At 65.2% G+C, this 14,413-nt stretch carries 17 protein-coding genes; 7 read left to right on the top strand and 10 right to left on the bottom strand.

From position 1 onward, the window contains the following. The 4 genes from AB0H00_RS31075 to AB0H00_RS31060 all read left to right on the top strand — a co-directional run. Positions 1-434 (top strand): SDR family oxidoreductase (locus AB0H00_RS31075; protein ID WP_357273326.1); only part of this gene is annotated, 434 nt, incomplete at its 5' end. Positions 435-639: 205 nt separating this feature from the next. Beyond that, positions 640-1,038, top strand: a complete 399-nt coding sequence (locus tag AB0H00_RS31070) for an NUDIX domain-containing protein (RefSeq protein ID WP_357273324.1) — start codon at positions 640-642, stop codon at positions 1,036-1,038. A gap of 78 nt (positions 1,039-1,116) precedes the next feature. Next, a complete protein-coding gene (locus AB0H00_RS31065; protein WP_357273322.1) occupies positions 1,117-1,491 on the top strand; it encodes a MerR family transcriptional regulator in 375 nt (124 codons plus the stop codon). Then, the gene (locus AB0H00_RS31060; RefSeq protein WP_357273319.1) at positions 1,488-2,366 is read left to right on the top strand and encodes a TIGR03619 family F420-dependent LLM class oxidoreductase; all 879 of its coding nucleotides are present in this window, start codon (positions 1,488-1,490) and stop codon (positions 2,364-2,366) included. The genes AB0H00_RS31065 and AB0H00_RS31060 overlap by 4 nt, the downstream gene beginning before the upstream one ends. Before the next feature lie 10 nt (positions 2,367-2,376). Here AB0H00_RS31060 and AB0H00_RS31055 read toward each other — a convergent pair whose 3' ends face one another. The 9 genes from AB0H00_RS31055 to AB0H00_RS31015 all read right to left on the bottom strand — a co-directional run bounded on the left by AB0H00_RS31055 (position 2,377) and on the right by AB0H00_RS31015 (position 10,837). Next, entirely contained in the window at positions 2,377-2,877 is a 501-nt protein-coding gene (locus AB0H00_RS31055; RefSeq protein WP_357273317.1) for a flavin reductase family protein, read from the bottom strand. A gap of 770 nt (positions 2,878-3,647) precedes the next feature. Next, positions 3,648-4,919, bottom strand: coding sequence for a cytochrome P450 (locus tag AB0H00_RS31050; protein ID WP_357273315.1), 1,272 nt, complete (start codon positions 4,917-4,919; stop codon positions 3,648-3,650). Between the two features lie 361 nt (positions 4,920-5,280). Then, positions 5,281-5,439 carry a hypothetical protein gene (locus AB0H00_RS31045; RefSeq protein ID WP_357273313.1) on the bottom strand — a complete coding sequence of 53 codons (159 nt, stop codon included), beginning with the start codon at positions 5,437-5,439 and terminating at the stop codon, positions 5,281-5,283. Positions 5,440-5,593: 154 nt separating this feature from the next. Further along, positions 5,594-6,826, bottom strand: a complete 1,233-nt coding sequence (locus AB0H00_RS31040) for a cytochrome P450 (RefSeq protein ID WP_357273311.1) — start codon at positions 6,824-6,826, stop codon at positions 5,594-5,596. Between the two features lie 11 nt (positions 6,827-6,837). Then, the gene (locus tag AB0H00_RS31035; RefSeq protein ID WP_357273309.1) at positions 6,838-8,112 is read right to left on the bottom strand and encodes a cytochrome P450; all 1,275 of its coding nucleotides are present in this window, start codon (positions 8,110-8,112) and stop codon (positions 6,838-6,840) included. Further along, a complete protein-coding gene (locus AB0H00_RS31030; RefSeq protein WP_357273307.1) occupies positions 8,109-8,714 on the bottom strand; it encodes an ATP/GTP-binding protein in 606 nt (201 codons plus the stop codon). Before AB0H00_RS31030 ends, AB0H00_RS31035 begins: the two co-directional genes overlap by 4 nt. Beyond that, positions 8,689-9,033 (bottom strand): DUF742 domain-containing protein, encoded by a 345-nt coding sequence (locus AB0H00_RS31025; RefSeq protein ID WP_357273304.1) that lies wholly within the window; start codon positions 9,031-9,033, stop codon positions 8,689-8,691. Before AB0H00_RS31025 ends, AB0H00_RS31030 begins: the two co-directional genes overlap by 26 nt. Then, positions 9,030-9,455, bottom strand: coding sequence for a roadblock/LC7 domain-containing protein (locus AB0H00_RS31020; RefSeq protein WP_357273302.1), 426 nt, complete (start codon positions 9,453-9,455; stop codon positions 9,030-9,032). The genes AB0H00_RS31025 and AB0H00_RS31020 overlap by 4 nt, the downstream gene beginning before the upstream one ends. Beyond that, positions 9,455-10,837: a sensor histidine kinase gene (locus AB0H00_RS31015; RefSeq protein ID WP_357273300.1), complete on the bottom strand. Its 1,383-nt coding sequence runs from the start codon at positions 10,835-10,837 to the stop codon at positions 9,455-9,457. The genes AB0H00_RS31020 and AB0H00_RS31015 overlap by 1 nt, the downstream gene beginning before the upstream one ends. A 661-nt stretch (positions 10,838-11,498) precedes the next feature. Between AB0H00_RS31015 and AB0H00_RS31010 the strand changes: the two genes are divergently transcribed. After that, positions 11,499-11,930 carry an SRPBCC family protein gene (locus AB0H00_RS31010; protein WP_357273298.1) on the top strand — a complete coding sequence of 144 codons (432 nt, stop codon included), beginning with the start codon at positions 11,499-11,501 and terminating at the stop codon, positions 11,928-11,930. A gap of 278 nt (positions 11,931-12,208) precedes the next feature. On the opposite strand, the gene AB0H00_RS31005 is transcribed toward AB0H00_RS31010, so the two are convergent. Next, positions 12,209-12,928: an SDR family NAD(P)-dependent oxidoreductase gene (locus tag AB0H00_RS31005; protein WP_357273296.1), complete on the bottom strand. Its 720-nt coding sequence runs from the start codon at positions 12,926-12,928 to the stop codon at positions 12,209-12,211. A gap of 84 nt (positions 12,929-13,012) precedes the next feature. On the opposite strand from AB0H00_RS31005, the gene AB0H00_RS31000 reads away from it, so the two are divergent. Together AB0H00_RS31000 and AB0H00_RS30995 are read left to right on the top strand one after the other, a co-directional pair. Beyond that, a complete protein-coding gene (locus AB0H00_RS31000; protein ID WP_357273293.1) occupies positions 13,013-13,564 on the top strand; it encodes a helix-turn-helix domain-containing protein in 552 nt (183 codons plus the stop codon). A gap of 24 nt (positions 13,565-13,588) precedes the next feature. Next, a complete protein-coding gene (locus AB0H00_RS30995; protein WP_357273291.1) occupies positions 13,589-14,374 on the top strand; it encodes an alpha/beta fold hydrolase in 786 nt (261 codons plus the stop codon). Positions 14,375-14,413 lie beyond the last annotated feature (39 nt).

Below are 14,413 nucleotides of genomic sequence, written 5' to 3'. Positions count from 1 at the left end.
TCGTCGACACCAACTTCAAAGGCGTCTTCTTCACCATCCAAAAAACCCTCCCCCTACTGACCGACCACGCCGCGATCGTCATCAACGCATCGTGGACGCTGCACCGCGGCATGCCCGGCGCCTCCCTCTACTCCGCCACCAAAGCAGCCGTGCACAACCTCGCGCACACACTCGCGGCCGAACTGGCGCCCAAAAAAATTCGAGTCAACTCCGTAAGTCCCGGCTACATCGAAACCCCGATGTTCCACGACAACGTCTCTGCCGAAGCACAAGCCGCCGTCCTCGCCGAGGTGGCAGCCGGTCGACTCGGAACTGCGGACGATGTCGCCGACGCGGTCGCTTTTCTGGCTTCCGACGAAGCGTCCTACATCAACGGACAGGACCTGATCATCGACGGCGGACTGGTCGCGGCCATCTCTCGCGCGATGGTGTAGTTACAGCTCGCGCGCCCGTGCGGTAGGCGGCGGGTCACCGTCGGCCGGGCCTCCATCAGCCGCTGGCAGTCCGCGGTCGACCATGGGCTGCACGCACGTTTGCCCGGCGAAATACAACTCTCGCAGCGACCCGTTCCGGAATAGCGATCGGCGCCGGCTGAAAACCGGTTGGCGCCCGATTTCGACTGCTCAGTACAGTGAGCCGGTGATTCGCACCGCCGCGTTGGCCCACGTCCGGGATCGTCGCCTGCTGCAGGCGCGATCGGTCGGCAAGGACGTCTTCTACATGGCAGGCGGAAAGATCGACCCCGGCGAAACTCCGGTAGCGGCACTACACCGTGAAGTGCGCGAGGAACTGGGTGTCGGCGTCGCGTCGTTCGATGAGCTCGGGGTATTTCTCGCAGAAGCGTACGGCCACACGCCCGGCACCCGCCTGCACATGACCTGTTTCACCGCGGAACTCGACGGTGAACCTCAACCGACCAGCGAAATCGCCGAACTGCGCTATTTCACCGTGAGCGAATACGCCGCCATGGACCACGTCGCGCCCGGCTCGATGATGGTGTTCCGCAGGCTGCACGAACTCGGCACGGTGGATTGGTAGTCGCGAGAAGGCTTCTACTTGCCTTGACGTCGGCGAGAAGGTTTAGCGTTGCCGTGGGGTTCGGGTCAAGGAGGATGAATGTGGATCGGTGAGCTCGCGCAGCGGACGGGCACCAGTACCCGCGCTTTGCGCTACTACGAGGAGCACGGCTTGGTGCAGCCGCAGCGCGCCGCCAACGGATACCGCTCCTACGACGAGGCGGAGCTGCTGGTCGTGCGCAAGATCCGGGCGCTACTCGGCGAGGGCTTCGACCTCGACGACATTCGCCCGTTCGTCGCCTGCCTTCGGGCGGGCAATGGTTCCGGCGACGTCTGCCCGGACTCGGTTTCCACCTTGCGGCGCAAACTGGCCGAGGTCGACTCCTACATCGAGCGGCTGGAGACTGCTCGACATCAGTTGCGCGGCCGGCTCGTCGCAGCATGCGAATACGACAGAATCGAGGATTCGCGGTGAAGTTCGCGGTCAGCTACAGCACGCCGTTCTTCGGCGCCGATCCCGACCGGCTGATCGACTACGCCCGGCACGCCGAGCGCTGCGGCTTCGAGGCCCTTTACCTGCCGGAGCACATCGCCCTGTACCCCGGCGCGACGGTTGGACCCATGGAAATCACGCCGACGCTGCCCTATGCCGACCCGCTCGACGCGCTGAGCTTCGTGGCCGCCGCGACGAACAAGATCCTCCTCGGAACGGCGGTGCTGCTGTTGCCCTATCACCACCCTGTGGTCTTGGCCAAGCGCCTGGCGACCATCGATGTGCTGTCCAAGGGCCGGATGCGGTTGCTCACGGTGGGACTGGGCATCCTGCCCGGCGAGGCGCAGGCGGCGGGCGTGGATTTCGGTACCCGCGGCCGTCGTGCCGACGAGGCCATCGAGGTGCTGCGCCTGCTGTGGTCAGGCGGCGCGGACGGCGTGAGTTTCAAGGGCGAGTTCTTCCGCTTCGAGAACCTCTGCAGTTTCCCGAAACCCGTTGGATCCCAGCAGTTGCCGATCCATGTCGGCGGATCGAGCCGGGCCGCCGCCCGGCGCGCCGGCTTCCGCGGCGACGGCTATTTCCCAGGCGGCATGCTCGGACCGGTGGAACGCGGCAACCAGCTGGAGATCGCCCGCTCCGCGGCCGCCGCGGCAGGCAGAAGCACCGAGACATTCGAGTACACCCGATGGGGGACGATCGACATGCCACTCGAACGCGTCGAAAGCCTTGCCGCGCAGGGCGTCACCCGAATCGTGGTGAGCGCGAGCACGGCTGACCCAGAACTCGCTCGCGACGAGCTGTCGACCTTCGCCGAACGCTTCGGACTCGCGACCGCATCGGCCGACCGACCGCGGTAGGCGGTCCGTCTCATACCGGGTGGCCCGCGCTCAGGCGGGCCACCGCGTGATAGCGCAGTGTCTCGCCTAGGCGTCGGGGCGCCGCGCCATCCTCCGGATCGAGCAGCACCCCGACGTGGTCACCGAAGTCGTGTCGTTCGAGAATTCGGGCGCTGAACCAGCTGTGCACCGTTTTGAGCACCGGCACACCGCCGGGGCCGACGTGCCAGTCACAGTGCACGAACTTGTCGATATCATCACCGGTTTCCCCACCGAAGAGCCGGGCCAGCGAGAGCTGCTCACTACCGAGCACATGCACGGCCAGCCGCTCGGCGTGCTCCGCGACCCGGTAGGTGTAGTTGCGTTTGGACAGGCCGACCAGGAATCGGCGCGGCTCGATACTCACCTGCGTCGCGAAACCGACGAGACATCCGGCGCGCCGACCACCAGCCTGGACGGTGACCACCAGCATGGGGTAGTCCGCCGCCGCGACCACCGCGTCGAACAGGGCGGTCCGGTCTTCGGTAGCCATCGGTCCTCCCAGCATGATGCGACGTCTTCCCCGGATGCCCGCGCGATCGCCGGGCAAACGTGCCGGAGCGAGCATCACTCACCCTACAGCCATGGCGGGAAATCGTCTGAGACGGCCACACCGAAGAGGGTTTGGATGCCCTGAGACGGCTGCCGTAGATCAAGACGTTCGGATCTACTTCTGGTGGATCATAATCCAGCACAACATGATCCGCGTGCACCTTCGCGACAACATCCAACATCCACGTTCGTCCAGCACCGCCATCGGGAGACAGGAGACCGGACTACTGGTAGTTGGGGATGTTCATTCCCGCACCCATAGCGGCGCTCCCGGTCGCTTCGGCAGCGGCACTTCCGGTCGCGATCAGGCCGGCAACGAGCATAGCGATAATCATGAATCAGGCCTTCCTCAGGCAGGAGAATTTCCCGTAATCGCTGGGGTGCAATGGATGAATCCGCCATTGCACCGCGCGTTCCCTAGCAGCGTATGCCCGATTTCGCCACGGACAGTGGATCACGGCTGATTGCCTGCCAATTGACAGCCCGCTCACAGTCTCGAATTCGGTTTGTCCGTGAATGTCCGGATCACGGCCCACGTTTCAGAGTTCCCGGTCCGCCGGAAAAACTCACCAAAGGACCGGGAACATCGCAGCACGTGCCGGGCGCGACTCCGTACAGCGAGCACGCCCACCGCGTAGACGGTGACCGCGCCCATGGGGGCGAATGGAATACGGTGCGCCGCGTTCTCGCGCACCGAGCGAATCGGGACGACTACGAGATGTTCAGCGGTGGGGATTCGGGAAAAACGATCGGTAGAGCGGCCAGCGCCCGGTGGAGCGGACCGGGTCGCCAGACCAACTCCTGCGCCGCGACGGCGAGCCGCATGTCAGGCAGGGCGTCGAGCAGCTGGTCGATGGCGTCCTGGGCGATCATGTACGCCACCGACCTGGCCGGGCAAGCGTGCGGCCCGAGACTCCACGCAAGATGAGCTCGATTGTCGGTATATTCGCCCGAATTGATCGAGGGGTCATTATTGCAGCCTGCCATGCTGACGACCACCGGCTGGTGCGCAGGCAGCCAGACACCGTCGATCAGCATCGGTTGTTTCGGGAAGGAAACACAATAGTTCGACAGCGGCGGGTCGGTGAACAACACCTCGTCCAATGCGTCGCGCGTCGACAGGCTTCCGCCGAGGAGGCCGGCGCCGAACCGGTCGTCGGTGAGCATCAGCCGCAGGGTGTTGACGATCAGGTTCTGCGTCGGCTCGATTCCCGCGCCGTACAGGCACAGCACCTGGTGGATCATCTCCTCGTCGTCGAGGTTGGCTGGATGTTGCAGCAGCCCAGAGACGATGTCATTGCCCGGCTCGGCTCGTTTGAGAGTCACCAGGTCGAACATCGCCTGGCTGAACATCGCGTTGCCCTTGTCGGCGTCCACGCCTTCGAACATCGCGGCCAACCCGGTCGCGGCCCGCTGACCGATCTCCGGCGGGCAGCCGAGCATGGCATTGATCACCGCGAAGGACAGCGGCAATGCGTACTGGCTGATCAGGTCGGCCGAACCGTCCTCGCAAAAGGTGTTGATCAGCGGAATGGCGATCTGCTCCACTGTGGCATGCAGGGCGAACAGGTCGATCTCTTCGATGCCCGCCACGATGGCCTGCCGGTAGCGGGTGTGCGTCGGTCCGTCGTTGCGGATCACGGCCGGACGCCACTCCAGCATCGGCAGGACCGGGCAATCGCTGGGGACATCCGTCTGCCAGGTGCGCGAATCGTGCGGGAAATGGTCGGGATCGTTCAGGATCCGTAGCGCGGTGTGATATCCGATCACCAGTGTTGCCGGTACGCCAGGCGCCAATTCCACCGGCGCCAGCGAACCGTACCGGCGATGCATCTCCCGGTAGACCTGGTGCGGGTCCGCCGCGAATGCCTCCGAATACAGCGCGACCCGGGGGCCGCCGTCGGTATCGATGGGCGATCCGTGCTGGACGGGGCAGGCGTTCGTGGACGCCGAGCTGTGCGGCGGGAAATGTGACGTGGTCAAAGACGAGACTCCAAACAATCGAACAGGATCGACGAACATGCGCAACGAGCGCAAGCACGTGCCTCGGTCACGTGCGTCGAGTGGCGTACGGGCGTCGGTTTCGGCCGAGAGTCCACGCATGCCTCGTCGAACGGGTACCGCGCGGTTCCTCGAACCGAACCCTCCGCATACCGTACGCGAATCATGCTGGGGGCGGCCAGATCTCGTCGGCGCATCTCGATCGACCGTAGATCCGCAGAAGCGGATCAGCACCCCCTACGACCGAACGAAGCGACGACTCGATATGTCCGTCCGGGAGGATGCGGGGGTGCGGGACCTACCGCAATCAACGCGAGCGCCACCCGCACCCCAGCAATCCGTCCTACTCTCCCCCGCTGAGCAGCGGATCCCAGCCAGCGAAATCCAGCCATGCCTGCTGATAGTCGTCGGCGGCGATCGGTGCCGCCAGGCGAGGGATGCCGAAAGCATTCACCAGCGTGTCCAGGTGGGCGGCGAGCTCGCGACGGCAGGAAGGGAACACGAATACGACGGGCGTGCTGAGTGAACTCGGGCGTGTGCCCTTGTGTCGGAGAGCAGAGTCGGGGCGGGGCGGGTCGGGGGGCCGGGTCTCGATCATCGCGACGTGCGCCGCGCTGACGACACACCTCGGTGCGAAAAACCCTTCGAAGGTACGGCTACTCCCCCACAGTTAGATAAACCGGTAGCGTCCGGTGCCCATTCGAGACGAAACTGACCACAGGTTCCAGCTCCGACAGAGCCACGGCCAACCGCAGATCCGGGAAGCGCCGGAAGACAGCCGGGAGGGCGATGGACGCCTCCAGCCGGGCCAGCGGGGCGCCGATGCAGTGGTGGACCCCATAGCCGAAGGCCACGTGTTGGTCCTTGGTCGAACGCGTGGCATCGAACTCGTCAGCGGTGGCGCCGTGCACCTTCGGATCGCGGTTGGCGGCTGCGTAGGAGGCCAGGATCGCCTCCCCCTTGGGGATGTTGATCCCACCGATCTCGATGTCATCGACGGCGTAGCGCAAAGGCAGATGTGCAACCGGTGCCTCGAAACGCAGCGTTTCCTCCACCAGATCCGACCAGGAAACCCGGCCCTCGACCACGTCGGCGCGCTGCTGTGGACGGGTCAGCAACGCGCAGATAGCCTGATCGAGCAGGTTGACCGTCGTCTCGTGCCCGGCGTTGATGACCAGCATCAGCGTGTCGACGAGCTCCTTCTCGGTCAGCTGCGATCCGTCGTCCTCATCCTGGGTGGCGATCAGCACACTGGTGATGTCATCACCAGGTTTCTCCCGCCGATAGGCCACGAGTTCACTGACGAGTCGATACATTTCGAAGTAGTTGGCTTGGGCTTGCTCGGGTGTGAACGAGCCGTCGAAGAATCCGTCGACACATTCGTGCATCGCGGGGCCCAAGTGGTCCGGCACCCCCATCAACTCGGTGATGACCTGGATGGGGACCGGGTATGCGAATCGCTCGCGCAGGTCGACCATCACACCCCGCGGGGTCGTCGACAGCTCGTCGAGCAGGTTGTCGGTAATCGACTCGATGCGCGGACGCAGCGCGAGGGTGCGACGGTGAGTGAACGCCGGCGCAACCAATTTCCGTAGGCGACGGTGGTCGGCACCGTACGCGGTGAACATGTTGTCCACCGACACCCAGGGGTGTAGTGGCCAGTCCTGCGTGATCTCGCCGTTCATAAATGCCGCCCAGTGCTGCCGCGGGTCCTTCGACACCCGGGGGTCGGCCAACAGGCTCTTGAGCACAACGGCGTCGGTCACCGACCACGCGGGCACGCCGCCGGGTAATTCCACCAGAGTGACCGGCCCCCGCTCACGGATCCGCACCGACTCGCCCTGGATATTGGTGCCGGTTGTGTCCAGAGCTATCGGTTCACGCTGCATCGGACACTCCTTTACGGCACGTTCAATGGCGGGGACTTCGGGAAAACGACCGGTAATGCGGCCATGGCCCGGTGGAATGGACCGGGCCGCCAGACCAACTCGTCCGTCGGCACGGCCAGCTGCATCTCGGGGATGGCATCGAGCAGCTGATCGATAGCGTCCTGCACGATCAGGTACGCCACAGACTTGGCCGGGCAGGCGTGCGGCCCGGCGCCCCACGCCAGATGCGAGCGATTACCGGTATAGTCCCCGCCCCGGATCGCGGGATCGTTGTTGCAACCGGTCATACTGACGACGATCGGTTGGTGGGCGGGTAGCCAGGTGTTCTCGATCAGGATCGGCTGCCGCGGATAGGTCATACAGTAGTTCGCCAGCGGCGGGTCATCGAACAGCACCTCGTCGAGGGCGTCGCGGGTCGACAAGCTCCCACCGAGGACGTCGCCACCGAACCGTTTGTCGGTGAGCATCAGCAGCAGGGTATTGGTGATCAAATTCTGCTGCGGCTCGATACCCGCACCGTAGAAGCTGATCAGCTGAGAAAGCATCTCCGCGTCGTCGAGTTCGGCCGGGTGATGCGCCAGCCGCGAGGTGACGTCGTCGCCGGGCTCTGCGCGGCGGAGTTCGACCAGCTCCATCAGCGCCTCGCTGAGCGTCTGCATACCCCAGGCGGCATTGACCGTATCGAAGAGCGCGGCCATGCCGGTCGCGACCCGCTGCCCCAGTTCCGCCGTGCAGCCGACCATTTGGTTGAGGATCTCGAAGACGAGTGGGAACGCGTATTGAGTCACCAGGTCCGCCGAACCATCCGCGCAGAAGGTATTGATCAGCGGGATGGCGATCTTCTCGACCTTGGAATGGAGTTCGTGCAGATCGATTCCGTCGATGCTCACGGTGTATGCCTGCCGATAGCGAATATGCGCATCTCCGCTGTTGCGCAGCGCATTCGGGTACCACTGCATCATCGGCTTGATGGGTGAGTCGTCGGGGATGTTCTGCTGCCATCGACGCGGATCCACCGGAAAATGCTCGGGATCGTTGAGGATTCGCAGCGCAGTGTGGTATCCGATCACCAATGTCGCAGGGACATCTGGCGCCAACTCCATCGAGACCAGCGAACCGTGCTGCTGGCGCATCTCGTGATACGCGCGATGCGGATCGGCGGCGAACTCAGGGGTATACAGCAGAACTCTGGGGCCATCGTTGTCGATCGGCGAGCCGTGCGCGACGGGACACGTTCCGGTCGTGTTGTCGCGCGGCACGACCGGTGGGGACTGCGGCGTGGTCAATGAGTTGACTCCAGACGATGGAACAGGAATTCGACGAGAGTGATCAGCGAGCGCAGACACGTACCTCGGTCACGTGCGTCGAGCGAGGTCAGCGGTGTGTCGGGTTCCAGGTCGAGCGCGTCGCGTACTTCCTCGAGGGCGTAACGCCTGGCACCCTCGAACTGGTTGACGGCGACGGAATACGGCACGCCACGTTGCTCGAGCACCGACAGAACCTCGTCCGACTTCTCGATACGCCGGGTGTCGACCAGTACCAGCGCGCCGAGCGCACCGCGGGCCAACTCCTCCCACAGCGGGACGAAGCGCTTCTGTCCGGGCGTGCCGAACAGGTAGAGCGCCAGTTGCGGGCTGAGCGTGATGCGGCCGAAGTCCATGGCGACGGTGGTCTCCGATTTGCCGGTCAAACCGGCCATGTCGTCGACGCCAACGCTGGCCTCGGTGATGGTCTCCTCGGTGCGGAGCGGCCTGATCTCCGAGACGCTGTTGACGAACGTGGTCTTTCCGACACCGAAGTTGCCTGCGACAAGCAGCTTCACCGACCGGACCACGGTATCGGGCACGTAATCGACGGCGTTATCAGACCGCGAGAGCACGGAGCCCATTGAGTACCTCCTCCAGCAGGGCGATCTCCGGCAGGTTTTCGGCCGGGGTTGGGATGACCATATGGTCGCTGTCGAGGAGGTCGGCCACGATGATCTTCACGACGGACGGCGGCAGGTCGAGATAGGCAGCGATCTCGGCGATCGACAGGGCACTGCGGCACAGCGTCAGGACCCGGCGGGCGTCGGGGCTCGCACCGGCCGCCGGATCCTTGGCGGCGACGGCCAAGGTGACCAGATCCAGTTCGCGAGTGGGACGCGAACGTCCCCCGGTGCGCACGTAGGCGCGCACCAGATCGGGATCACGCCGGGACCTCGTCATGACACTTCGCTGCCGTCGGGCCTCCTGCGGGGCTGGCTGCCGAGCTCGCGCCCGACCCGCGAGGCAAGCTCGTTCATCCGATGCGCGACGAGACCCACGTCGATATCGGTGGTGGTGGCGACGCCGAGTAACGCACCCTCACCCGCTGCGGTGATGAGGATCATCCCCTGGTCGTACTCGGTCATGTTCTGCCGTACACCGTTGTTCGCGCCGCCGCAGAACTCACCGAGCGCCTTGCCGAGCGACCGCAGTCCCGAGGCCGCCGCGGCGAACCGCTCGGCATCGTCCTTGCTGATGCCGCTCGAATGCGCGATCCGCAGACCGTCCTCCGACAGCAGGACCGAGAACCGGACACCGGGAATACTGAGGTCCTCGAGTAGCCAGCCCAGTTTGTTGCTGCTGTCGGTCACCGGTGTGCTCATCAGGATGTCATCCCTTCGGTGTGATCGGTTGCGGCAGCACGGCCGCTCTGGGAGCCGCTCTGCCACGCGGCCGCGATATCGGGGCGGGCGAGTCCGGTTTCGGTGCGCGGGCCACCCGGTGCCGATTCGGACACCGACGTCACAGTTCGGCGCCGCCGCTTGGGTAGGCCGCCGCTGGTAATCTCGTGCACGGTGGACCGCTCATCCTCCCTCGGCTGCTCGTTCACTCCGGCCAGCACAGGTACCGGCTCAGGCTCAGGCTGTGCGGGACTGCTGGCTTCGACAGACTGTTCGACATTCTGCGGAGCGACCAGCAGGGACTCGGGGATGTACACCATCGCGCGCATGCCGCCGTAGACGTTGGGACCGTCGATGTACACGGTGAAACCGTAGCGGCGGGCCAGGGCGGCGATACCGGGAAATCCCACCTTGGGCGCGGGACCGAGCTGGTGGATGTCGACCGGTCGCTCGTTCGCGAGCACCTGCCGCGCATCTTCCATTTGCTCGGCGTTCATCCGCACGCCCGCGTCATCGATGATGACGGTGACGCCGTGGTGCCCCTCCTGGAAGCTGACATCCACGAAAGACATCGGCGGAGAATAGCGCAGCGCGTTGTCGAGCAGAGTGGCCAACGTGTGTACGAGCGGTTCCACGGCCCGGCTGATGACGATCCGATCCAGCTGGCCGGAGCGCACGCGCAGGTAATCCCGAACGCGGCCGGTTGCGCCGCCGACGACGTCGGTCAGCGATTGCTGTGGCCACCGCCGACCGGGCAGGCCACCGCACACGATCACGAACGCCTGCGCTTGGCGGATCATCTGCTGGATGGTGTGGTCGATGCGGGTGAGCGTCGCGTAGACCTCGTCGTCGCGGTGTTCGCGCAACGCGGCGCTCACCACCTGGCTGACGTCCGCGCCGAGGCTGACCACGGAGGTGCCGAACGAGCGGACCGCGGCGCTGGTCGCCTGGCGCGACGCTGCCGACACCTCCGTGCGCGCGGCCTCCTCGGCGGCTTTGATCGCCTGGTGCGCTTCGTTGTTGGTCTGCTCTCTGGTCTCCGAGCGCATCAGGCTCAGATCGTCGGCGTACCGCTCGGAGATCCAGCGCAGACACTGTGCGAGCCGGGAATTCTCCATGCCCGCCTGCACTTCGACCGGAGGCACCTGCGACTCGAACCGGCGGATCGAGTCGGCCACCGCGGGTAGCGTGGTGGCGGCGAACCGCTCCAGCGTGTCCTCCGTTGCGCGCTGTTCCCTGGTTAGAGCCTCGACCCGGTCTCGCTGTCCGTTGGCATATTGCACTGCGTATAACGCCCCCGCTACGGCAATCACCAGAGCGGCGGCGAGCACCCATGAAAGCACCACGGCGATATCTTGATTCATCAGTTCTTTCGTCGTTGACTTGTCTCGAGGAATCGGCTCTCTGCCATCCTGCTTCGCTCGCCTTCCTCACCTGCCGACCATGGACTGACCGGGTCGGTCGCGTCCGTGTCGGAGGACCGGAGCTCCGCTTCGGCACTCACCGCGCCTATCGCACAGTGCCCGCGGGGCAGGCGATTACGCGTTGAATCGCCGACCGTACGGACCGTGTCCGAACGGTTACCAGAACCCGACCATTCGCACATTAGCAGTATTTCAACGAAGTCTCTCCCCATCCCCACCGACACTTTTACGCTTTCCCGAACCGGGACGAGCGATGCCGCAGGTCGCAGCATGGATGCGCAATAATGTTGGGTTGCAATGGAATCCGATCACCGTTCGCTCCGCGAGAGCCAGTATCGCGGATGGGCACCGACCGAGATGGTGGCGAGCCCGCAGGCGCCGACGTCCTCGACACTGGGAATTCCCAGGCAGAATGGGCGTTTACTGATCTATCAACGAGTCTTGACGGCGTATGGATTCGATTACCTCCTCAGGTGCCCGACGAGATGTCCATCGCGTTGGACCTATCACTCGAATACCGTCGGCCGACTCCTCTTCTCGGCACAACCACACCCCTCCGCCCTCACATCGGAAGACCGCCGGTACCGGATACCATGCGCTCATGGCAAAGCTGAGGGTCTCCGTCGACGTCCCGATCTCCCCCGAGGATGCCTGGTCGCACACCTCCAACCTCGCCGAACTCGACAAATGGCTGACCATGCACGAAGCGTGGCGCGGTCCCGTCCCCGCCGAACTGACCGTCGGCACGCAACTGGTCGGCATCGCCTCCGTGAAGGGCCTGCGCAATCGGGTGTCGTGGACTGTCCAGGCCGCCGAACCGCCGCGCCGCCTGCGACTGACCGGCGCGGGTAAGGGTGGCACCAAACTGGGCCTGCAACTGCTCGTCGCCCCGAAAGGCTCGGGCTCCGAAGTCACCGTCGACATCGAACTCGGCGGCAAGCCACTGTTCGGCCCGATCGGCTCCGGCGTCGCCCGCGCGGTCAAAGGTGACATCGAACGCTCCCTCGACCGATTCGTCGCCCTGTACGCCTGAGTTCCTACCCCGAGATCCGCTGGTGCGGCATGCATGTCACCGCGAGAGCCGATCCACCCGCCCGATTATTCATACCGCGTCGTCACCGACCGCCACGAGCGAGGATGCGCTGCCGGCTGTATTTCCTGAGAGCGGCCATGAGATCAGAGATCCGATCTGTGCATTCGGCGTGGCCATTAACAAGACTTCGGATCTGGTGCCGGCCCACGGATTCCGCGAGCTGGCGGTCGATGAGCCCGGCGCCCTGCCGGATCTCGCGCAATCGCTGCCCGAGCGCCTCACGATCCGGCGAAGGCGTCGAAGACTTCCTCGGCACGGTCGCGATCGCGGTACATGTCCCAGGCGGTGTCGGCCAGGCGATCGGGGTCCAGGGTGTGGCCTTCGGGGCTTCCGAAGCGGGCCGGGTCGGCGGTAACCATGGCGTGGATGTCGCCGCGTTCGACAAGCCCGCCGACAGTGAGGGTGCCCGCGTAGACATTGCCCTCGGCCAGGGCCGCGTTGAGGGTGAGAGCGTAATTGCGCAGGGCTGCGGTCGCCAGGGCGAGATGCCCGAGCATCGGCATCGGGCGGACGCTGGACAGGCCGCCCGCGAAAAGCAATGCGCCGTCACCGCGGTCGAGCATGCCGGGCAGGACGGCGCGCACCACTTCGACTGCGGGCCAGACCCAGTCGAATGCGGATTGCGCTGTAGCGATGTCTATTTCGGTGATCGGCACGGGCTGCTGAGCCGGGCCGGGGCCGTAGTAGGCCACGGCGACGTCGCCGTCGCGGCGGATCTCGCCGAGTATCGCATTCAGGCGTGACCGGTCGGTGACGTCGGCTACGTGAGCGCTGGCGTCGATACCGCGGGACGCGAGATCCGCGAGATACGTGTCGTGCCTGGTATCGCTGCGCGAGACGAGCGCTACGCGGAAGCCTTCGCGACCGAAGCGCCGTGCCATCGACATTCCGAGGCCGGGTCCGACGCCGATGATCAGGGCCGTTCTGCTGTTCGACATTATTCTCCTTTAATTTGAGGGTACCCTCGACTTCTGACGGTAGCACGAATTCGAGGCCGCCCTCAGATTTTGTAGAATGTCGCCATGACCAGACCGCTGCGCCGGGACGCGGCACGCAATCGCGAGAAGCTGTTGCGGGAGGCGGCCGACGTGTTCACCGAGCAGGGCCTCGACGGCTCGCTGGAAGAGGTCGCGCGGCGCGCAGGGGTCAGCATCGGAACGCTGTACAACCATTTCCCGACTCGCGACACGCTGATCGACGCGCTGATCCCGCCGCGGGTGGCGGCGTTGGACCAGATCGCCGCGCGAGCGGCGACCGAACCGGACGCGTGGGCGGCGTTCACCGGGTTCGTGGGCGATCTACTCGACCGGCTGACCGCCGATCGCGGACTGCTCGAGGCGTTGACCGGCGACCATCCCGCGGCGGCCCAGCTGGTCGAGGCGTGTCATCGTGGCATGTCGCAGCTGTCCACAGTTCTCGAACGCGCCAGGAAGGCGGACGCCGTGCGGGCCGACGCGAGCGACGAGGACATCGTCAACCTCCTATGGGCGCTAGCGCTGCTCGGCGAGGCCACCGGCCCCATCGCATGGCGTCGATGCCTGGATTTCGTGCTCGACGGCCTCCGGGCCGGCTGACCCACGGAAAGGACTGCGCATACCGTGCCATACGCCAAGGCTTCCGACGGGGCTCGCCTCGCCTATCACATCGCGGGCGCGGGCAAACCGCTGGTCCTGCTCGCCGGGCAGGCCAACAACCACCACTGGTGGGATGGCATTCGCGATGACTTCCAGGCCGAGCACCGCACGATCACGCTCGACTGGCGCGGCACCGGGGACAGCGACAAACCCGACGAGGTATACAGCACAAAGGAATTCGCCGAGGATGTCGTCGCGGTGCTCGACGAGATCGGCGTCGATCGAGCGGCCGTCTACGGCACATCCATGGGCGGACGTGTGGCCCAATGGCTCGCGGCCCGCCAACCGGATCGGGTGCACACCCTGGTGCTCGGCTGCACTTCCCCCGGAGGCAGGCACAGCGTCGAGCGCGGCCCTGAGATCAGGAGGTCGCTGGCGCAGCCGGATCCGTTCGCCGCGAGACAGGCTCTGCGGGAACTGATGTACAGCCCGGCATGGCTGGCGACCATGTCCGGACCGTGTAATACGCTCGGCGATCCCACCATGCCCGCCTACGCGAGACGCAGGCACCTCTACGCCAGCAACAAGCACGACGCCTGGGATGCGTTGCCGGATATCCGAATTCCCACGCTGGTAGTGCACGGCACCGAAGACAGGTTCAATCCGACCGCGAATGCTCCCCTGCTGGCCGAACGTATCCCCGGCGCCCGACTACACCTCATCCCCGGCGCCAGGCACGCGTACTTCGACGAATTCCGCGCCCTCGCCAGCCCGCTCGTCCTGAGCTTCCTGGACGAGGCATGTTCCTGATCCCCGGGACGATATGCGGCCGAAACCGCCCGCCTTTAC

The sequence above is a fragment of the Nocardia sp. NPDC023852 genome, assembly GCF_040639505.1.
Lineage (GTDB): Bacteria > Actinomycetota > Actinomycetes > Mycobacteriales > Mycobacteriaceae > Nocardia.
The sequence above is the reverse complement of the archived record's forward strand: the minus strand, read 5'-3'. Positions and strand labels throughout refer to the sequence as shown.